This is a genomic window from Sorangium sp. So ce295, from assembly GCF_051527405.1.
In the GTDB taxonomy this organism is placed as follows: Bacteria; Myxococcota_A; Polyangia; order Polyangiales; family Polyangiaceae; genus Sorangium; species Sorangium cellulosum_B.
In genome coordinates this window covers 5,619,560-5,639,907 of sequence record NZ_CP150324.1, presented here as the reverse complement: position 1 = coordinate 5,639,907, position 20,348 = coordinate 5,619,560, and the positions used below count along the sequence as shown (strand labels likewise).

Below are 20,348 nucleotides of genomic sequence, written 5' to 3'. Positions count from 1 at the left end.
TAGATCCGGCACTTCGATGTCTGCGAAGCCCCCCAGCCCCGATCCCGAGCTCGACGTCGCGATGATGCGCCTCGCCATCGAGGAGGCGCACAAGGCGATGCCGTCGCCGAACCCCCCGGTCGGCGCGGTGGTGCTGAACGCTGCGGGGGAGGTCGTCGCCGTCGCGCACCACGCGCGCGCGGGTGAGGACCACGCCGAGGGGCTGGCGCTCGCGGCCGCCGGCGACGCGGCGCGTGGGGGGACGCTCTACGTCACGCTGGAGCCCTGCAACCACGAGGGGCGTACGCCGCCCTGCGTGGACGCGATTCTGAGCGCCGGCATCAAGCGCGTCGTCGTCGGCGCGCCCGATCCGAACCCCGCGGTGGTCGGCGGCGGGGCGCAGCGGCTCAGCGACGCCGGGCTCGCCGTGGAGCTCGGCGTCACCGGCGCCGAGGCTCGCGCGCTGATCGCGCCCTGGACCAAGTTCATCACGACAGGCATCCCCCACATCGCGCTCAAGCTCGCCCTGTCGCTGGACGGCCGCATCGCGACCCGCACGGGGGCCTCGAAGTGGGTCACCGGCCCCGAGGCGCGCGCCAAGGTCCAGGAGCTCCGCTCGCGGCACGACGCGGTGGCGATCGGGATCGGCACGGCGCTCGCCGACGACCCTCGGCTCACCCTGCGCGAGCCTGCGCTCGCGCCCGGTGGGCGGAGCCCCATCCGGCTCGTCTTCGACACGCGGCTCAGGCTGCCGCTCCACACGCGCCTCGCCCAGACGGCGCGGGAGGTGCCGACCTGGGTGCTCACGGGCGCCGACGCGCCCGAGGAGGCGGAGCAGGTGCTCGTCGACGCTGGCTGCATCGTCCTGCGCGCCCCGACCTCAGCCGAGGGCCGGGTCGACGTGACCGCCGCGATGCGCCTCTGCGCCTCACAGGGGATCGTCTCCATCCTGGTCGAAGGAGGCGCCGAGCTCGCCGGCAGCCTGCTCGCGTCGCGCCTGCCCGACGAGCTGCACGCCTTCGTCGCCCCGATCCTGCTCGGCCCCCGCGGCCGGCCGGGCGCGGTCGACTGGGCGGGCCCGGACACGCCAGGCGACGCGCCCCGGATCGTCGATCCACGCTGGGAGCTCTGCGGCCGCGACGCGTACGTCAGCGGCCCTCTCGCCTTCCCGGCGCGCAGCTGATCGGCGCGCCCGGGCAGGTCAGCTCGCGGCTTCTGCTCCGCGCTTCTGCATCTTCCGCTGGACGATGCGCTTCTTGAGCGTGCCCATCCGGTCGATCATCAGCACGCCGTCGAGGTGATCGAGCTCATGCTGGATGGCCACGGCGAGCAGGCCGTCGGCCGCGATCTCGAACGTCTCGCCGTCGCGCCCGCGGGCGCGGACGGTGACGCGCTCGGCCCGCTTGATGTCCTCGCTGATGCCAGGGAACGAGAGGCACCCTTCGGGGCCGGTCAGCTGCCCCTCTTGCCGCACGATCTCCGGGTTGATGAACACGAGGAGGTTGCTCGGCTCGTTGTCCGCGGCGATGTCAACGAGGAAGACGCGGTGTGGCTCCCCGATCTGCGTGGCCGCAAGGCCGACGCCGGGCGCCGCGTACATGGTCTCAGCCATGTCGTCGATAAGCTTCGTGATTTCGGGCGTGATGTCCCCGACCGGCTGTGCCTTCTGACGCAGGCGCGGGTCGGGATAGTGGAGGATGGTGCGGATGGCCATGGCTACTGAGCATCATAACCTCCGTTCCTAGCTGGCGCCCGTCAAGACGCTCTCCTCTCGCGTGTTGCGTGGGTTGCGCGTCGGTTGCGCGTACTTCGCGCTGGCCACGCTGGCCAGCCTTCGCGCGGCCAGCCGCTAGCGATTTCGCCGGAACGAGGTCGACGTATCGACGCTGACCCCGCGGGACTGAAGATCTTCCACGATGTCCGGCACCAGCCCGGAGGGGTGAAATGTCCCCTCGAGCGCGCCGCCGGCGGCCGTCCGCTCGACCACGAAGGTGAAGACGTCGCGAATGGCGATCTGCCCGCCCTCCACCGCGAGCTCCGCGATGCGGAGCACCCGGTGGCGACCGTCGCGGAGCAGCGCGATCTCGATCGCGAGGTCGAAGGACGAGACCAGCCACTCGCGCGCCGTCTCTGGCGTGATCCCGGGGCGGGTCGCGGCGATGTCGGCGGGGAGCCTCGTCACTGCCTGCCGCAGCGTCGGCGCCCGGGAGGCCGCGAGCACGCCGTCCATGCCGCCGCCGATGGCGTCCACGATTTCGGCCGCGACGTGGCCAGAGAACGAGCTCACCACGACCCGCTCCGGCCGGATGCGTACGGCCGCCCGCACGGCCCGGGTGCGTTCGTCCGTCGTGGCCCCGAGCGCGATGGACAGCGTGTTCGGCTGATCGAGGGCGAGCTCGTCCTCCTCCTGGAGCACCACGAACCGGTCGTCGGGCTGCGCCGCGGTAGCGAGCGCGCCGAGCAGCCAGCCCGTCCCGGCGTCCCGCGTCCCGGTGACGAGGAGGTTGCCGCGACCGAGCACGCACTGGGCGAGCAGCCCGGCCATCGCGCGCGAGATCGTCCCGTTGCGCACCAGGTCGTCCAGCGTGACGTCGGGGCGCTGCGGCTTCCGGATCACCAGGGTGGAGGTCGCGGCCGGCGGCAGCACCGCGAACAGGCGGCGCCCTTTCGGCAGGGTCCGCTCGACGAAGCTCGCGCCCGCCTCGATCGGCTGGCCGGCCGCCATGCAGAGCCGGCGGATGGCCCGGCCGACCGCGCGCTCGCTGCTGAACCCGACCTCCGCGATGACGCGCCTGCGCCCGTGCATCGCGATCACGTGGTCGTACCGGAACACCTGGATCTCGCTCACCTCGGCGTCTTCGAGCAAGCGGTCGAGCGGGCCGAGCGAGAGGAGCTCCCGCTGCGCGTCGGCTACGAGCGCCTCGACGTCGATCTCGGGGGGGAGCTCGCCTGCCGCGCGGAGCGCCTCCGCGCCCGCGGAGGTCGCCTGCGCGATGCGCTGGGCGAGCGCGCTGTCCGGCGGCGCGCCGCTGTCGAGCGGCGTCAGATCGACCACGTCGGCGAGCCGGTCCATCAGGCGCCCGAGCGCCCGGCGGTGCGCCACGGCTTGCGTCGAGTCGCCCTGTCCCCGGTCGACCCGATCCGAGACGGGTGGGATGGCGCGCCGGCTCGGGATGGGGACCACGCTCGGATGGACGGCGACGTTCGAGGCGCCCTGCGGCGACACCGCGGCGGTGCTCGTTGTGCTCTGTGCAGGCAGCGGGGTCGCGGTCGCGTACGGGCGCGGCGCCTGGGGGGGCGGGGTGGCGGCGTTGACGGCGCGGCCGTCGCGCGCCGGCGGTGCGGTGGTCATCGCCGGGTGCGCAGGCAGCGGCGGGACGGACGCACCGCCCTGCGGGCCCGGCGTGAGCGGCGGACGAGGCGAAGGGATGCGCGGCGGACCGGGGACAGGGATGGCCGCGGCCGCGTCGACCGACTCGTCCGGATCGTTCTCGAGGGGAAAGTGGCTGATCACGCCCTGGCTGGTGCGCGACGGCTCGCCCCTCTCGTTGATCAGCGGCAACGGCGCCGACCGGTGCAGCCCTTTGTCGGCGGACGGCGGCGGCCCGCGATCGGGCAGAGGTCCCGGCTCGCCGGACATCTCTTCCGGCGCGCGCGGAGGCGCCGTGCTGTCCGGAGGGGCCGTTCCGGCCGTCGCCGTCTCGATCCGCAGCACGAAGTCGCCGATGTAGATCTTGTCGCCTTCGCGAACGATCGTCGCCTGAGCGATCTTCCGGCCGTTGACGTACGTGCCGTTCGTGCTCTTGAGATCGGTGACGATGAAGCGCCCGTCGCGGAAGAGCAGCCGAGCGTGTCGCTTCGACACGTTGCCCTTCGGCAGCATCAGGTCGTTGCCCTGCACGCGGCCGACGTTGATCTCTGTCCGGTCGAAGGTTTCGCGGCGCTCCGCGCCCCCTTTCTCGCTGATGATCACCGAGAACATCTCGTCGCCTCGCGGGGCCAGGGCGGAGGTGAGACCCGATGCCCTCGCCACGCCATACGAGCAAGCTCGAACAGACATGTCAACGAGATGCCTTCGATTCCTGCTCCCGGGCGGCGAGCGGCCTCGAGCCCGGGACTGCGCCGCCTGCGCCCCCTGAGCGCACGGGGCGCGGTGCAGGTCGAGCGCGCGATGCCGGTCCCGGGATCGAGCCGCCGCGCTGTCGCGCCAGCGCGCGCAGGAGAACGTCGGCGAACAGGCTGAGCCGGTGCCGCCGGGTGCGTGATGTCCTTCGAGCAGGTCGCCTGCTCCGCTGCGACGCTCGATCGATGTTCTCGGCAAAAGCTCGGCGAGCGCCTGGCCTGCGCTCGGAAAGCGCCCGGAGCGCGCTGCGTCGCTCGCTCCCACGGCGCGCGCAGCACGAGGAGCGCGCCCGAGTCGCCGCGCCATTGCGGCGGAGGCCAGGAGCACGGCTGCCCGACGTGCGAGGCTCGTTGCGTGACATGCCGAAGCCCTCACGGACCACGACACGCCCTGCGCGGGCCGAAGGACAAGGTTCTTCGATAAGAGCGCAAATCTTGACGGCTGCGCGAATTCTGCTTCGCACCCCACGGCGCGCCGACACCGCGCGTGATCGTGTACTCGCCGTCAGGATCCGCTGTACGGCGCGAAATTCTCATCGGCGGCTGCTGCAACCGGAGACTGCCGGTGAAGCGGTACTGCCTCGCGCAAGCGCTCGCCGAACCATCATCGCTGCTTGACCTTGGCGCATCGAGCCGTTTACGTTGGCGCCCGCTCGGACCGGGGAGAATCGTCGAAGTCGCCGCGCATGCACATCAACCAGCGGCTGGGCAGCCGCCCTGCGCAAGCTGGATCTGTCTACGAGGGGGGTTTGCTGCATGCAGCCAAGCCCGCATCGGAATCAGGGACCGCAGCCGTGGTCACCTCCCGACTGCCAGCTTGCGCGCCTCGGGTATCGACGAGCTCTGAAGTGGAGGAAATATGGCAGTTGGCAAGGTTAAGTGGTTCAACGACGAGAAGGGTTGGGGCTTCATCAAGCAAGAGACTGGCCCCGACGTCTTCGTTCACTATTCGCAGATCAACGGGGAGGGGCGCCGCCGTCTGTTCGAGGACGAGACCGTTGAATTTGAGATCAAAGAAGGTCCCAAAGGTCTGCAGGCGGTCAACGTGATCCGCGCCACCGCCTGACTTTCCTCCTGACCAGAGCCCCACCGGACTGCCCGCGCTGCGCCCCCGCTGCGCTCGAGTCACGGCATTGCCGAGCCCCGAACATCGCGCGCCCGCCTGGACGGTCCTGCGTGCGGCGGATGGATTGCGCGCGGCTCCGGTGGGGCGCTCGGCCGAGCGCCGAGCTCATCGCTCGGGGACCGGGACCTCGCGGAACGCGTCTTGACCCGGGACGAAGCGGTGCGACGTGATGCCCCCGATCGTCCCCGCGTCGTCGATCTCGTAGACATTGAACCCGGCCATCCGTTCGTCGCTGTCGTGAAGGAGCGAAGCGCTGGTGGCGCCCACGGCGTCGATGTGACCCCGCTCGGTGTGCAGCTTGCGGTGAATGCGCCGGTGCAGGTGCCCGTGCAGCAGCAAGCCGCGGCGCACCTGCCGCAGCAGCCGCCCCTCTGCCGCGGCATCACCCAGGCCTTCCAGCAACGTCTTCGCCCGGCTCGCCGGGTTATGGAAGGGGTGGTGCTGAAGCACGACCGGCGTTCGCCGCCGCACCTCCGGGTGCGCTAGCGCTCGCTCGAGCGCGCGCAGCTGGACCGGGCCGAGCCGCCCCGATGCCACCAGCGGGGGACGCGGCCAGGCGGTCGAGAGGCCGATGATCGCGACGGGCCCGCGCAGGTGCACGAAGGGGAACGCCGAGCCTCCGCCATCGCGGGTGGCCTCACCGTCGTCGCTCTTCCCAGGCGCGTCGAGGACGAGGTCGGAGCGCAGGTACGGCGCGAAGTACTGAGAGAAGCGCTGCGAGCGGTGCGCGCCCTTCGTGTACGCGTCGTGGTTCCCCGGGACGATGCTCACCCGCTCGGGCGGAAGGCCGAGACCGCTCTGCAAGAAGTCGCGGACCAGGACGAACTCTCGTTCGAGCGCGAGGTTCGAGACATCGCCGGTGATGACGACGTGGTCCACGCCGAGCCGCCGTATCTCCCGCGCCGCTGCGTGCACCGCGTGCGGCTTGTGGATGGCGTGGCGCCGGAAGCGGAGGTTGAGGTAGCCCGTGAGACGCTTGTTCAGGAGCCGGAACGGGATGGCCCCCTCGAGGGAGAGGAGGTGCAGGTCAGAGAGGTGCGCGATCCTCACGGGCGCAGTATGGGCTCTTCCGGCGCGGCGGCCAACCGCCGCGCGCCTCGGCCAGCGCAGCGGCCAACCGCCGCGCTCCTCGGAGCGCTCGTCGCGCGCCCGCGCCTCGGCTCGAGCGTCGCCCGCCGCGGCTCAGGCGTCGCGCGCGCAGCGGAAGCCGCGCCACGCGCGGCGGCTTGTCGGCGAGTCGTGCCCCCGCGCGGCGCCACGCAGCCAGGGCCGACCCAGGATGTAGCTTCCGCCGCGCAGCACGCGCTCCTCCCCCATGTCGGGCCCCCGCGGGTTCTTCGCGCTGCCGCTTGGATACTCGGGATGGTAGTAGTCAGCGACCCACTCCTCGACGTTGCCGGCGAGGTCGTCGATGCCGTCGGGCGTGCGGCCGGCCACGAGCGATCCGACGGGCGCGAGCTCGAGGAAGCCGTCGCCGTCGTCGAGCTCGTCGAACGACAGCCTTCCGTGGTTCGCGTGGAATGGGTTGTAGACATGGCCCCAGGGGTAGCGGCGCCCGGCCACGCCCCGCGCGGCCCGCTCCCATTCGGCCTCGGTCGGCAGGCGACCGCCGGCCCAGACGCAGTAGCGCTGCGCGTCGCTCCACGAGACGAGCACCACCGGAACCTCGGGCCGATCGAACCGCTGCCCGCCGGAGGCATACGGAGGTTCGGCGCAGACGCCGGCCGAGACGCACCGGCGGTAGCTCGCGACGGTCACCTCGGTTCGGTCGATCCAGAAATCCGACAGGTACACCTCGTGGGGCACGAGCTCGTTCGCGAAGCTCGCCTCGGTCTCGTCGACGCACAGCTCACCGGCCGGCTCGAGCTTGCAGAGCGTCACCGCGTGCGCGATCTCGACCTCGCTCGATCCCATCATGAAGCTCCCCGCGCGCACGAGAACGGCAGGCGGACCGGGCGCGCGCAGCGCGACGACGCTCGCGGGCGAGCGCGCGGGCTGGCCCGCGGCGGCCGCCGAGAGCGCGGCCTCCGCCCGCGCCGGGAGGCGCGGGGCGCGCCGCGCGCGGGGGGGTGGAGCGGCCACGCCGGCCAGGGAGAACGCGACGAGCGAGGCCACCGTGGCCAGCGTGAAGAGGGCCGCCGGACGCATGTCGGAGACGTAGCATGCTCCAGCCTCGCGGACTGTTTTCGCCTCTTCCGACTTCGCTCGATGCGGCGGTCAGTCGTCTCGGACGTGATGACCGCAGCGGGCCGCCTGGTCGAGCATTCGACCCTGCGCCGCGCGGCGCACTTTTGCGGCGCGCCGCGCGACGCGCCGCAAAAGTGCGCTGCGCGCCGAGGAGCGATAGACTCGAGGGGCTCGATGTCAACCCTTATGGACAACGCGAACACGGTGAGCGCGGAGGTCGACGCCGCGGTGATCGAAGCGCTGCATGAGGCGCTCGAGAGCGGAGAGCTCGTGCTCTTCGTGGGGGGAGGCATCTCGGCCGCGGCCGGGCTGCCGACGTGGCGTCAGCTCGTCGACCTGCTCGTCGAGAGGGTGCGCGAGCAGACCAGCGACGAGGTCGCGATCGCCGAGGTCGCGTCCCTCGCGCGATCGCAGCGCTACAGCGAGGCGCTGGGCGCGGCGGAGCAGGCGCTCGGCCCAGCGGAGTTCAACGCGTTCGTCGAGGATGCGCTCGACGACGAGGGGCTCGAGCCGCCGCGGATCGCGATCGCGATCGCCGCGCTGCGAGACAAGCTGCGCGCCGTGCTCACCACGAACCTGAACCACCTGCTCGAGCGCGCCTTCGGCTTCGAGTGGGACACCATGTGGCGCGTCACCGACGAGGTCGCGTGGCGGCGGCGGTTCATCCTCAAGCTCCACGGCACGCTGAAGGAGCCGCACAGCTGGGTGTTCGCGCGCGAGCGCTTCCTCGCGTCGATCGCGCCGCCCGACGTGCGCAAGTCGCTCACGACCGTGCTCTCGCGGTGCCCCGTGCTCTTCATCGGCTTCGGGCGCGCCGACGGGAACTTCGACGAGATGCTGGCGGACATCCACGCGCTCTCGGGCGCCTCGCCGCCGCCCCGCTTCGTCATCGCCCCGGGCTCGAGCCTGACGCCGCTCCGCCGCAAGACGCTCGCGGACATGGGGTTCCTGCTCCTGCCTTACGACACCCCCGACGGCAGCCACGACCGGGTGCTCGCGATCCTGGAGCGCACGTGCGCGCCCCGGCCGCGCGCGATCACGTCGCGCGGCCGCTCGATCCTTCCGCCCCCGATCCCCGATCTCGAGCTCCCGCCCTCGTCGTCGCCGCTCGGCGCGCCGTACGATCTCCCGCCGGACTCGGCCGCGTACGACGACACGGTCACGATGACGGGGGCGCTCGGAGCGTCGCGGCGCGAGCGGGTCTCCGAGCCTCCCGCGAGCCCGATCGAGGTCTTCTTCTCGTACTCGGAGAGCAACCGCGAGCTGCGCGACAAGCTCGAGACGCACCTCGCCATCCTCAAGCGGAAGGGCGTCATCCGCGGCTGGCACGACGGCGAGATCGGCGCTGGCGAGGAGCGCGACACGGCGCTGGCCGAGCACCTCGAGACCGCGAAGGTCATCCTCCTGCTCATCAGCGCGGACTTCCTCGCGTCGGACTTCTGCTACGACGTCGAGATGCAGAAGGCGATCGAGCGCCACGAACGGGGTGAGGCGCGCGTCATCCCCGTCATCCTCGACGCCTGCGACTGGGAGGGCGCGCCCTTCGGCAGGCTGGGCAGCTTGCCGCGGGGCGGGCGCCCGGTGACGAGCTGGGTCAACCAGAGCGAGGCGTTCACGGACATCGCAAAGGGCATCCGAAAGCAGGTCGAGCAGCTCACCCAAAACCCCTCCTGAGCTCACCGAGCGCCGGCGCCCAGCCGGTGAGCCATTCAGAGGTGCCACCGCCGCCCGGGATCTGGAGCGTCCCCGCGTCGACCAGCCGGAACCTGGCCGCGCGCGACGATCTGCTCGCCGAGATCGGCGCCGCGCTCGCCAGGCGCGGCGTGGCGCCGCTCTGCGGGCTCGGCGGCACCGGCAAGACGAAGCTCGCGATCGAGTACGCGTACCGCAACGCCGGCGCCTACGACACCGTCTTCCTGATCGACGGTCAGAGCCAGGCGACGATGGACGCCTCCTTCGTCACGCTCGCCGCGGAGATGAGGCTGCCCGAGCACGAGCAGCTGGATCCCGCGCGCGCGGTCGGCGTGGTGCGCAGCAAGCTCGGGCGCCGCGGTCGCTGGCTCCTCCTCTTCGATGGCGTGCGCGACCCGAGCGAGGTCGAGCCCTACATCCCGAGCGTCTCCCACGGCGGCCACATCCTCACGACGTCGCAGAACCCTATCTGGCGCGGTCTCGCGACGGTGAACGTCCGCGGCATCGAGCGCGCCGAGTCGGTGCGCTTCCTGCTCCAGCGCACGGGCGAGACCGACGCGGAGTCGGCCGACGCGCTCGCAGAGGAGCTCGGCGATCTGCCGCTCGCCCTGGCGCAGGCCGGCGCTTACATCGAGGAGACCGGACGCCCGCTCGCGGAGTACCTCGCCCTGTTCCGGCAGCGGCCGGCCGCGCTCCTGGAGCGCCCCGTCAGCTTCCCGGTGACGGTCGCGACCGCCTGGGAGAGCTCGCTCGCGGCCGTGTTCAGCCACCAGGCAGCGGCGGAGCTCCTCAGCTTGTGCTCGTTCCTGCCGATGGACGCGATCCCTCGGCGGTCGCTCGGCGAATACGATCCGCTCGCGCTCGACGACGCCATCGCGATGCTGCGCCTGCACTCGCTGATCGAGGTGCGGCCGCACGCGCTCAGCGTCCACCGCCTCGTGAAGATCGTCGTCCGCAACCAGCTGCGGCGGGACGATCGGCGGCGATGGATGGAAGCGGCGCGCCGCATCGTTCAGGCTTCCGGCCGGATCTCCCCGAGCACGGAAGAGGAGCGCGAAGGTAGGACGGAGCCGGAGTCGGGGTAAGGCAAGCCCCCCACGAGACGATGGAGGTTCGACCCGCATGTACCCGCCGAGTGCGACAACTACCGTCTCTTCCTGGGTCTTTTCCGACCGCGTATTCTCGTTGCGCGTCAGGTCCGTCGTGAGACTTTAAGGCCCGCGAGAGGAACTATGGTTGCCTTGGCGACGAGCCCCGCCGATGTGTTCTTCTCCTACTCACCGAGGGACGAGGACCTGCGGCCCAAGATCGAGACCCACCTCGACGCGCTGAAGCGGCAGGGGGTCATCCGGAATTACCAGGGCTTCGCGCTCGGCGGAGGGAGGGAGCGGCGAGAGGCGACCGCGGCGAGGCTGCGCGAGGCGCGGGTCGTGCTGCTGCTCGTGAGCGCGGATTTCCTCTCCACCGACGCGTGGCTCTCTCCGGAGATGCGAGACGCGATCGCTCGCCACGAGTCCGGCGAGTGCCGGGTCATCCCCGTGATCCTGCGGCCCTGCGCCTGGGAGAAGACGCTGCTCGGCGAGCTGCAGCCGCTGCCGAGCCGCGCGCGGCCCGTGACGAGCTACCCCAACCAGAGCGAGGCGTTCACGGAGATCGCGAAGGGGATCCGGAGCGCCGTCCGCGAGACGGAGCCGCCGACGCAGCGGCCGACCGCTCGAAGGCCGTCGAGCTCGCCCGACGCGGAGCCTCACATCAAGAAGCTGCCGCCGCGGAACCCGGGCTTCACCGGTCGCGACCAGCTCCTGAGCGAGCTGCGGAGCACGCTCACCACGGGGGGGCCCGCTGCGCTCACGCAGTCCATCAGCGGCCTCGGCGGCGTCGGCAAGACGCAGCTCGTCGCCGAGTACGCGCACCGGTACGCGAGCCAGTACAGCGTCGTCTGGTGGATCCGCGCCGAGGAGCCGGCCACGGCGGCCGAGGACTTCGCGCGCCTCGCCGCGGCCCTCGACCTGCCAGAGCAGAACGAGGCCGACCAGCGGATCGCGATCGAGGCGGCCCGGTCGTGGCTGTCGCGCAACGACAGGTGGCTCCTCATCTTCGACAACGTGAACGACCCGCAGGACGTCGCCCCGTACCTCCCGCACCCGCGCACCGGGCACATCCTCATCACCTCGCGCAACCCGAGCTTCCGCGGCATCGCCACCCCGCTCACCGTGCCGGCGCTCGATCGCGCCGACTCGGTGAAGTTCCTGCTCGATCGGGCCGGGCAGAGCGACGCGCGCGCCGCGGAGAAGCTCGCCGAGACGCTCGGGGATCTCCCCCTCGCGCTGGTGCAGGCGGCGGCGACCATCAAGGAGACGGGCTCGTCCATCGCGACCTACCACGCCGCCTTCGGTGATCACCAGCGCGGGCTCCTGCTCCGCGGCATGCCGATGGACTACCCGACGCCGATCGCCACGACCTGGGGCCTCGCGTTCCAGGAGGCGCAGCGCTTCTCGCCCGTCGCGGTCGACCTCTTGAGCCTGTGCGCGTACCTGGCGCCCGATGACATCCCGCGCGAGGGCCTCGCCGACGCCGCGCCGCACCTGCCGGCGGCGCTCGCGGAGGCGCTGAGCGATCCGCTGATGCTCGACGAGGCGGTCGCCGCGCTCCGCCGCTACTCGCTCATCGACGTGCACGAAGGCGCGCTCTCCGTGCACCGGCTCGTCCAGGCGGTGGTCCGCGATCGCCTCTCGCCCGAGGATCGGAAGGTGTGGGCCGAGGCGGCGGTCCGGCTCGTCGACCACGCGTTCCCGGAGAGCAGCGACGAGGTGGAGACGTGGCCCTTCTGCGCCCGATGGCTGCCGCACGCGCTCGCCGCGGCGAGCCAGGCCGAAGCGCACGACGTCGCGCGGGAGGTGCGCGGGCGGCTCCTCGCCCGGTTCGCCGTCTACCTGCAGGGGCGCGCCGCGTTCGCGGAGGCGAAGGGGTACCTGGAGCGGGCGCTCGCGCTCCACGAGGCGGTGTTCGGCCACGACGATCCGAAGGTCGCGGCCGTGCTGCGCAGCCTCGGCAGCGTCCTCCACGACCTCGGCGATCTCGGCGGCGCGCGGGCGCACCTGGAGCGCGCGCTGGCCATCGACATCGCGAGCTTCGGCCCCGATCACCCGGACGTCGCGCGCGACGTGAACGACCTCGGCAGCGTGCTCATGGATCAGGGCGATTTGCCGGGCGCCCGCAAGCACCTGGAGCGCGCCCTCGCCATCGACGAGGCGACGTACGGCCCCGACGATCCGAGCGTCGCGATACGGCTCAACAACCTGGGCGCCCTCTTCCGCGACCTCGGCGACTTCGCGGGCGCGCGCGTGCACCTCGAGCGGGCGCTCGCGATCGACATCCGCGCCTACGGCCCGGACCACCCGACGGTCGCGATCGGGCGCACGAACCTCGGTCGGCTGCTCCACGATCTCGGCGACCTCAAGGGAGCGCGCGAGCAGTTCGAGGAGGCGCTCAAGATCGATGAGCACAGCTACGGCCTCTACCACCCGCGCTTCGCGCTCGCTCTGAACAACCGCGGGCGCGTGCTGCGCGATCTCGGAGACCTGGCCGGGGCGCGCGCCGACTTCGAGCGGGCGCTCGCGATCGTCGAGGACACCTACGGGCCGGATCACCCGGACGTGGCGCGCGACATCAACAACCTCGGCAGCGTGCTGCGCGACCTCGGCGATCTCGAGGGCGCGCGCGCGAACTTCGCGCGCGTGCTGAAGATCGCCGAGGCGACGTACGGCCCGGACCACCCGGCGGTGGCGATCGGCTGCAACAACCTCGGCAGCGTGCTGCAAGCGCTCGGCGAGCTGCCCGGGGCGCGCGAGCAGCTGGAGCGCGCGCTCGGCATCGCGCAAGCCACGTACGGTCCGGATCACCCGGTCGTGGCGAGCATCGTGAACAACCTCGGGCGCGTCTTGCAGGCGCTCGGCGATCTGTCGGGCGCGTGGCAGCAGATCGAGCGCGCCGTGGCGATCGCCACGAAGGCGCTCGGGCCGTCGCACCCGTCCGTGCAGATCTTCTCGCGGAACCTGGCGCGCCTCGGCGACGCCCTGGGGAGCAGCGCCGAGGCGACCTGAGCTAGCCGATCAGGATCTGCGTCGGGTGCTCCAGGAGCTGGCGCAGGACCTTGAGGAAGGTCGCGCCGACCGCGCCGTCGACGACGCGATGATCGCAGGAGAGCGTCATGCTCAGGCGGCGGCCCGGCACGATCTGCTCGCCGCGCACGACGGGCTCCCGACGGACCTGGCCCACGGCGAGGATCGCTCCCTCGGGCGGGTTGATGACGGCGCCGAAGTTGTCGATCCCGTACATGCCGAGGTTCGAGATCGAGAACGTGCCGTTCGCCATCTCCTCGGGCCGCAGCTTCTTCGCCTTGGCGCGCCCGGCGAGCTCGCGCACCTCGGCCGCGATGTCGAGCACCTGCTTGCGATCGACGTCGCGCACCACCGGCGTGACGAGGCCCTCGGGGACGGCGACCGCGACCGAGATGTCGACGCGCTGGTGAACGAGGATCGCGTCCGGCGTGAACTGCGCGTTGCACTCCGGGACGCGCACGAGCGCGATGGCGCACGCCTTGACGAGGAGATCGTTGAAGCTGACCTTGGCCGGCTTCTCCCCCTCGGCGGCGGTCGCCGCGAGATCCGCGTTGATCTGCTCGCGAAGCGCGTTCAGCGGATCGGCGTCGACGTCGATCGACAGATAGAAGTGCGGGACCGTCTGCTTGGACTCGGTGAGGCGCCGGGCGATCGCCTTGCGCATCATGCTGAGCGGCCTCACCTCCGGCGCGGCGAGCTCGCCGGGGGCGGTCGCCTTGGCCGCCCCGGCGGCCGGCGCCGGCTTCAGCCCATCGAGGTCGCGCGCGACGATGCGCCCGCGCGGACCGCTGCCGGCGACGCTGCTGAGGTCGAGCCCGCGCTCTCGGCCGAGCTTCCGCACGTAGGGCGACGCCTTCACGCGTCCGTTCGACGACGGCTGCGGCGCGGCCGGCTGCGTGGGCGGCGAGACCGCCTCGCCGCGCGCCGCGGGCGGCGGGCTCGTCACGGGCGCGTCGCCGCCGGCCGGCGGCGCGGGGCGCTCTCCCTTGGGCTGAGCCTCCGCCGCGCTCGGCTTCGCCGCGGCAGCGCCGCCGCTCCCGCCGGCGAGGGCGCTTACGTCCTCGCCCGGGGTGCCGATGATCGCGACAGGCTGGCCGAGCTGAACCACGCTGCCCGCAGGCACGAGGATCTTGAGCAACGTCCCTCGATCGAAGGACTTGTACTCCATGGTCGCCTTGTCGGTCTCGACCTCTGCGAGCAGATCGTCGATGTCGATCGCGTCGCCTTCCTTCTTGTGCCAGGCACTGATCTGCCCCTCCTCCATGGTCGGGGACAGCTTCGGAAGTTCCAGAACCTTCGCCATGGGTCTATCAACCTTGATCGGGGATGTGGGTCCGCTCAGTCAGCTTTTGTAAAGAACGCGGTGAACATTTTCGATGATCCGCGACGCCTGCGGGATCACGTACTGCTCCAGCCGCGCGTTGTAGGGCATCGGGACGTCGAGCGTCGTCGCGCGCAGCACGGGCGCGTCCAGGTCGTCGAACGCGAGCCGCTGGATGCGATCGGCGATCTCCGCGCCGACGCCGCCGTACGGCCAGCCTTCGTGCGCCACGACCGCGCGGTGCGTCTTCGTGACGCTCTTCACGATCGTCTCCTCGTCGAGCGGGCGCAGCGAACGCAGGTCCACGATCTCCGCGCTGATGCCCTCTTTCTCCAGCTCCGCGGCCGCCTCGAGCGCGACGTGCACCATCCGGCTCCACGCGATGATCGAGACGTCGGTCCCCTCGCGCACGATCGAGGCGACCCCGATCGGCACGATGAAATCAGGGTCGTCGGGCACCTCGCCCTTCACGCCGTAGAGCGTCTCGCTCTCCATGAAGAGCACCGGGTTGTCGTCCCGGATCGCCGACTTCAGGAGACCCTTGGCGTCCGCCGGCATCGCGGGCGCGAGGACCTTGAGGCCGGGGACGTGCGCGTAGAAGTGCTCCATGGAGTGCGAGTGCTGCGAGCCGACCTGCTTCGCCGAGCCGTTCGGCGCCCGCAGCACGAGCGGGATGCTGAGCTGCCCGCCGGACATCTGCCGGAGCTTCGCCGCGTTGTTGAGGATCTGGTCGAACGCCACGGCGGAGAAGTTCCACGTCATGTACTCGACGATCGGCCGGAGCCCGACCATCGCCGCGCCGATCGAGATGCCGGTGAACCCGCTCTCGGTGATGGGCGCGTCGATCACGCGCTTGCTCCCGAACTTGTCGAGCATCCCCTCGGTCACCTTGTAGGCGCCCTGGTAGTGCCCGACCTCCTCGCCGACGAGGTACACCCGCTCGTCGCGCTCCATTTCTTCGACCATGGCGGCGCGAACCGCCTCACGGAATCTTAGGACGGTCATCGCGCAAAAGGTCCTGCATAGGTTGTGGGCTCGAGCACCTCGGGCCCGGGTTCGGGGCTCTCCTCGGCGAAGCGGATCGCGTCGGTGATCTCGTCTTCCACCTCTTTCTCGATCGCCTCGAGGGCGGCCTTGTGGCCCTTCTCCTCGAGCTCGATGCGCGAGCGAAGGAGCACGTCCTTCTTCTTGCGCTCGTCGAGCTCCTCCTTCGTCCGGTACTTGCCGGGATCGCTCATCGAGTGGCCCCGGAAGCGGTACGTCCTGATCTCGACAAGCGTCGGCTCCGAGTTCGTGCGCGCCCGCGCGACGGCCTCGGCGAGGCGATCGCGCACCTGGAGGACGTGCTCGGAGTTGAAGCGATCGCGCTCCATCCCGTAGGCGAGCGCCTTCAGCGAGACGTCCTCGACCGAGAGCGTCCGGGAGAGCGGCGTCCCCATCGCGTACTCGTTGTTCTCGCAGACGAACACGATCGGCAGCTTCCACAGCGCCGCGAGCGACATCCCTTCGTGGAAGTCGCCGATGCTCACCGCGCCCTCGCCGAAGAACACCATCGAGACCCGGTCCTCGCCGCGGTACTTCGACGCGAACGCGGTCCCGACGGCGATGGGGATGTGCCCGCCGACGATGCCGTAGCCGCCGAGCATGTTGTGCTCCTTGTCGAAGAAGTGCATCGAGCCGCCGAGCCCCTTCGAGCACCCGGTGACCTTGCCGTAGAGCTCGGCCATCGCGGCGCGCGAGCTCATCCCGCGGGCGAGCGCGAGGCCGTGATCGCGGTAGGTGGTCATCACGTAGTCGTCGGGGCGGAGCGCCGCGGAAGCACCGACGGCGATGGGCTCCTGACCGATGTACAGGTGAAGGAACCCGCCGATCTTGCTCTGCGCGTACGCGCGGGCCGCTTCTTCCTCGAAGCGGCGTATCTGGAACATCTTTCGGTAGAGCGACAGATGGAGATCGTCGCCGTTTGTCAGGGTAGTCATCGCGGGGATCTCAAGGGGCAGAACAGCAATTCAGACAGTCGCTAGGGCAGCGATCGGCGTGATTCCAGGGCCTCTCCGGAGCTTGCGACGGACCCAGCGAGGCGCTTGACGTCGGCCGTGCAGGACAGCGACGGTGCTTACTCGGGCTCCTTTACGGGAGTTTTTTCCGCGTGACAACGCATCCGCGATGTCACCCGTTCAACGCGCAGCAGCATCGGCACCACCGGCGTCCTGCGTGCCGGGCTCTGTGGTCTCTGGCACGTCGAGATCGTCGGTCTCCGGTGTTCCGGCGTCCGCGCCTTGCTCGTCCTCGGGGAGCGCGGTCGGCGCGGGCGAGGTCGTGGCGCTGCCCGGCGCGCTTGCGCTGGGCTCCGCGCTGACCGTCGCGCGCGCCGTGGTGTCGGCGGGGTCGTGCTTCGGGCGCGCAGGCCGCGTCGACGGCACAGGGCGCGGTCGGGGCGCGGTGGCGGCCGACGAGGCGATCGGCGCTGCTCCGACGGCGGGTTCCTCGGCGGGCGCGTCTGCAGATCGCAGCGCGGTGTGGAGGAGCAGCGCGGCCGTGGCCACGACCACGGCCGCGCCCACGGCGATCTGCCCCGCCTTCCGCTCGCGGGGAGGGAAGTCGGCGTCGAGCGGATCTGCGCGCACCGCCGCTGGCTCGGCGGGCGGCGCCGGCGTCGCCGTGACGGCGCTGTCCAGCATCCGCCTCGGCATCTGGCTGGAGGCGGCCCACTCGAGGCTGTTCGCGAACGCGGCGCCGAACTCGTCGCAGCTCGGGTACCTGTCCTCGGGTCGCTTCGACAGCCCGCGCGCGAGCACCTGATCGAGCGACGGCGGGAGGCCGAGCTCCTTCGCGATCGGCGGCGGCTCGTCGCTCGCGATCTTCGAGGCGACCGAGACCGCGTCGTCGCCCGGGAACGCGCGGCTCCCGGAGATCGCCTCGTACATGACGGCGGCGAGCGAGAACTGATCGCTCTCGGGCGAGAACTTCCCGACGCGGAACGTCTCCGGCGCGCTGTACGCGGGCGTCCCCATGAGCCCTCCCTGGTGCGTCAGCGTCGAGTCCGGGATCCGCGCGATGCCGAAGTCGGCGATCTTGCCGCCGTTCGCGGAGAGGATGATGTTCTCCGGCTTGATGTCGCGGTGGACGATGCCTGCCCGGTGCGCGATCGTGAGCGCCTCGCCGAGCTCGCACGCGAGGCGCGCCGCCTGGGACGCCGAGAGCGGCCGCTCGAGGAGGTGCTGCTTGAGCGTCGGCCCCTCGACGTACTCGAAGACGAGGTAGAGCCCGAAGTCCGGGTCCTCGCCGACGTCGTGGAGCGTGACGAGGTTCGGGTGGGTCACCCGGGCGGCGGCGCGCGCTTCGTGGCGCATCCTCACGATGAGCTGCTCGCGGACGTCGCGCGGGATGCGCAGGTCGTCGCGCAGGTGCTTCAGCGCGACGTCGCGATCGAGCAGCGGATCGTGCGCGAGCAGCACGCGCCCCATCGCGCCCTCGCCGAGGAGGCGCTGCACGTGGTAGCGGCCGAGGGCGGCGGGCAGCACGGAGCTATCGCTCGGCTGTGCGAGCGCGCCGCCGCCATCGGAGGACGAGGATCGAGGCACGTCGCGTCGGTTCTATCCGGCCGGCGGCCCCGGCGGAAGGCCTGGCCGGCGTCTCGCTTCCGGTTATGCTCTGCCGCAGCGCGCCCCGGGTCCACGAGCGGCGCTTGTGGTTCTGCGGAGGCGGTTCCCGCAGGGGCCTGGCGGCGCGCGGCATCCCAGAGAGGGCGCAGCGAGCACAGATGAGCACCGAGAGCGCGTCGAAGCCGGTCCAGGTCGCCGGAGCTACGAAGAAGCGAGGCAAGGCCAAGTACATCGTGCTCGTCGGCCTCGTTCTCATCATCGTCCTCGCCCAGCAGACCGGGCTCCTCGGCTTCGGCGTGGCGCACCTCCGCGCCGCGACCTTCCCGAGAGACGAGTCGCTGCTCGAATATGTCCAAGGCAACGTCCCCGGCGTGGTGATCGTCGACCCTCACCAGATCGACCTGCAGGCGCTCGGCGCGGAGGGGGGCGCGGTGCGCCTGCACATCGAGCGCACCCGTGACGACATCAAGAAGGCGACGGGCATCGATCTCGGGTTCGACGTCGACAAGCTGGTCGTCGCCCCGTCGCTCGTGGTCGCGCGCGGGCGTTTCAACGAGCAGAAGCTCGCGGAGCGACTGGCGACGCACAGCTACGTCCAGGCAGAGTACAAAGGCGTGAAGTACCTGCTCCGCGCCGGCGAGGACGCGATCGCCGTGCGCGACGGGTCGATCCTGCTGTATGGCGCCGAGCCGGACATCCGCGCGAGCATCGACGCCGAGGAGGCGGGGACGTCGCTGGCGAGCCGGGACGAGGCGACGTCGCGCCTCGCGCACATCGGGTGGGATCGTCCCCTCCTGGGCGTCGCCCTCCTTTCCGAGAGCAAGCCGAGCCTCCGCGCGATCCTGACCGGCTCCACGGGCCCGCGCGCCGTCACCGTCGGCGTCGCGACGAAGGGCGGGCTCTCGGCGACCGTCGCGATCGACGCCGCGTCAGCCGAGGCGGCCGAAGAGCTCCGGAAGCTCCTCGAGGAGAAGCGCGCGAACGTCGATGCGCTGAAGGCGCTCGTTGGCCCGGAGTCCGGGGCGGCACTCGTCGAGATCGCGAAGCGCGCCACCCTCGCGGTGGAGCCGGGCGCCGGCCGGCTGACGGTGCAGGTGGAGGTGCGCCCCGAGGAGCTCGAGCTGCTCGCGAAGGCCGGCCATGCGGCGGCAGGCTCGCTCGGGGATATGTACAAAAATGTGCGGCTGCTTCAGCTCCTCGCGCCGGGCCCGTGAGGCCGTCGTCTGAGCGGAAGGCGCGCTCGGCCCGTATCGAGGTGGGCACAGCTGTGCGCGACGGCAGCGCCGCTCATGTCGAACTGGAGCGGAGGGCGGTGCGTCCCTGGTCGAGGCTCAGGGCTCGGCGCAGCGCGGGCACCGCGCCTCGACCCGGTCTGTCGCGCTCTTGACCCGGGCGCGTGCGGAATCGCACCGCTGGTCCGCATCGCCGGCGAGCCCGCAGAGGTGCTGCGCCGCGCGGCTCATGGACGCGAGCGCGCGGCACGCGGTTTCGCACGGCGGCGCGGACGTCGGCTCGGCCCCGATCTTCTTGGCCGGGGGCTCGCCGCCGGCGGCCGTCGCCCGCGGTGACGGCGCGGCGCGGCTGTCGGGTACGCTCGGACTCGGCGGTGAAGCCGCCGGCGGCGGCGCTCCCGGCTGCGCCGCTTCCGCCACGGCCCGACCCTCGTCGCGCTGCGCGGGCGCGCCGATCGCCTGATCGAGCTCGTCCTCCGCGCGCTCGAGCTCCGCGAGCGCATCATCGGCGGTCTCGACGGCGCTTCCCTTGTGCGGCGACATCGAGGTCGCACTGGCGGGCTCCGGCGCCACCGGGGCTTGCGCGACGGAGGCCCCGCCGCAGCCAGAGAGCGCGGCGGCGCTGATCCACAGGGTGGCGGCGGCGGCAGACCAGGCACTGTGTCTGTTCATCGGTCCTCCTGCGCCTGACGCCCGGCGCCCGGCTTTCGGCTCATCGCGGCGCCGCGGCGTGCGCCACGGACCGCGACCGCGCGACGAGATCTTGCGCGCGGTGCGACGAGGTTGACCCCCTCGCCGTGCGCTATGCTCGCGGCGATGAATCTGCTTCGACCGATCGGCGCCCTCGTTCTGGCTCTCGGACTGGTCGCAGGCTGTCAGCGAGGCAGCTCGCGCCGGCCTGCGTCTCAGCCGTCGTACGGCCAGGCCTATCCTCCGTACGGCGCGCCCCAGCAGGGTGCTCCT

At 71.5% G+C, this 20,348-nt stretch carries 15 protein-coding genes; 6 read left to right on the top strand and 9 right to left on the bottom strand.

Annotated features, from left to right (window positions below; genetic code table 11):
- Positions 1-16: 16 nt before the first annotated feature.
- Complete coding sequence (gene ribD, locus WMF11_RS21285) at positions 17-1,162, top strand: bifunctional diaminohydroxyphosphoribosylaminopyrimidine deaminase/5-amino-6-(5-phosphoribosylamino)uracil reductase RibD (RefSeq protein ID WP_437978721.1); 1,146 nt, start codon at positions 17-19, stop codon at positions 1,160-1,162.
- An 18-nt stretch (positions 1,163-1,180) separates the two neighbouring features.
- On the opposite strand, the gene def is transcribed toward ribD, so the two are convergent.
- The gene (gene def / locus WMF11_RS21280; RefSeq protein WP_437978720.1) at positions 1,181-1,693 is read right to left on the bottom strand and encodes a peptide deformylase; all 513 of its coding nucleotides are present in this window, start codon (positions 1,691-1,693) and stop codon (positions 1,181-1,183) included.
- 135 nt (positions 1,694-1,828) lie between these two features.
- Positions 1,829-4,039, bottom strand: a complete 2,211-nt coding sequence (locus WMF11_RS21275) for an ATPase, T2SS/T4P/T4SS family (RefSeq protein ID WP_437978719.1) — start codon at positions 4,037-4,039, stop codon at positions 1,829-1,831.
- A 921-nt stretch (positions 4,040-4,960) separates the two neighbouring features.
- Here WMF11_RS21275 and WMF11_RS21270 point away from each other — a divergent pair.
- Entirely contained in the window at positions 4,961-5,167 is a 207-nt protein-coding gene (locus tag WMF11_RS21270) for a cold-shock protein (protein ID WP_012236438.1), read from the top strand.
- Between the two features lie 165 nt (positions 5,168-5,332).
- Here the strand turns inward: WMF11_RS21270 and WMF11_RS21265 are convergent, their stop codons facing one another.
- Both WMF11_RS21265 and WMF11_RS21260 read right to left on the bottom strand, forming a co-directional pair.
- Positions 5,333-6,277, bottom strand: a complete 945-nt coding sequence (locus tag WMF11_RS21265; RefSeq protein WP_437554272.1) for a metallophosphoesterase family protein — start codon at positions 6,275-6,277, stop codon at positions 5,333-5,335.
- Positions 6,278-6,409: 132 nt separating this feature from the next.
- On the bottom strand, positions 6,410-7,375 hold the full coding sequence (locus WMF11_RS21260) for a formylglycine-generating enzyme family protein (protein ID WP_437554270.1): 966 nt from the start codon (positions 7,373-7,375) through the stop codon (positions 6,410-6,412).
- A 213-nt stretch (positions 7,376-7,588) separates the two neighbouring features.
- On the opposite strand from WMF11_RS21260, the gene WMF11_RS21255 reads away from it, so the two are divergent.
- The 3 genes from WMF11_RS21255 (at position 7,589) to fxsT (ending at position 13,209) form a co-directional block, all read left to right on the top strand.
- Positions 7,589-9,088, top strand: coding sequence for an SIR2 family protein (locus tag WMF11_RS21255; RefSeq protein ID WP_437554268.1), 1,500 nt, complete (start codon positions 7,589-7,591; stop codon positions 9,086-9,088).
- A 26-nt stretch (positions 9,089-9,114) separates the two neighbouring features.
- Positions 9,115-10,191 carry an ATP/GTP-binding protein gene (locus WMF11_RS21250; RefSeq protein WP_437554266.1) on the top strand — a complete coding sequence of 359 codons (1,077 nt, stop codon included), beginning with the start codon at positions 9,115-9,117 and terminating at the stop codon, positions 10,189-10,191.
- 147 nt (positions 10,192-10,338) lie between these two features.
- Positions 10,339-13,209 (top strand): FxSxx-COOH system tetratricopeptide repeat protein, encoded by a 2,871-nt coding sequence (gene fxsT, locus WMF11_RS21245; protein ID WP_437554264.1) that lies wholly within the window; start codon positions 10,339-10,341, stop codon positions 13,207-13,209.
- Between the two features lies 1 nt (position 13,210).
- On the opposite strand, the gene WMF11_RS21240 is transcribed toward fxsT, so the two are convergent.
- From WMF11_RS21240 to WMF11_RS21225, 4 genes are all read right to left on the bottom strand, one after another.
- The gene (locus tag WMF11_RS21240; RefSeq protein WP_437554262.1) at positions 13,211-14,530 is read right to left on the bottom strand and encodes a pyruvate dehydrogenase complex dihydrolipoamide acetyltransferase; all 1,320 of its coding nucleotides are present in this window, start codon (positions 14,528-14,530) and stop codon (positions 13,211-13,213) included.
- Between the two features lie 39 nt (positions 14,531-14,569).
- On the bottom strand, positions 14,570-15,553 hold the full coding sequence (locus WMF11_RS21235; RefSeq protein WP_437554261.1) for a pyruvate dehydrogenase complex E1 component subunit beta: 984 nt from the start codon (positions 15,551-15,553) through the stop codon (positions 14,570-14,572).
- The gene (gene pdhA, locus WMF11_RS21230) at positions 15,550-16,527 is read right to left on the bottom strand and encodes a pyruvate dehydrogenase (acetyl-transferring) E1 component subunit alpha (protein ID WP_437554259.1); all 978 of its coding nucleotides are present in this window, start codon (positions 16,525-16,527) and stop codon (positions 15,550-15,552) included. Before pdhA ends, WMF11_RS21235 begins: the two co-directional genes overlap by 4 nt.
- A 198-nt stretch (positions 16,528-16,725) precedes the next feature.
- Positions 16,726-18,132 carry a protein kinase domain-containing protein gene (locus tag WMF11_RS21225; RefSeq protein ID WP_437910331.1) on the bottom strand — a complete coding sequence of 469 codons (1,407 nt, stop codon included), beginning with the start codon at positions 18,130-18,132 and terminating at the stop codon, positions 16,726-16,728.
- Between the two features lie 179 nt (positions 18,133-18,311).
- Between WMF11_RS21225 and WMF11_RS21220 the strand changes: the two genes are divergently transcribed.
- Complete coding sequence (locus WMF11_RS21220; RefSeq protein WP_437910329.1) at positions 18,312-19,367, top strand: hypothetical protein; 1,056 nt, start codon at positions 18,312-18,314, stop codon at positions 19,365-19,367.
- Between the two features lie 117 nt (positions 19,368-19,484).
- On the opposite strand, the gene WMF11_RS21215 is transcribed toward WMF11_RS21220, so the two are convergent.
- The gene (locus tag WMF11_RS21215; RefSeq protein WP_437978718.1) at positions 19,485-20,057 is read right to left on the bottom strand and encodes a hypothetical protein; all 573 of its coding nucleotides are present in this window, start codon (positions 20,055-20,057) and stop codon (positions 19,485-19,487) included.
- Positions 20,058-20,348 lie beyond the last annotated feature (291 nt).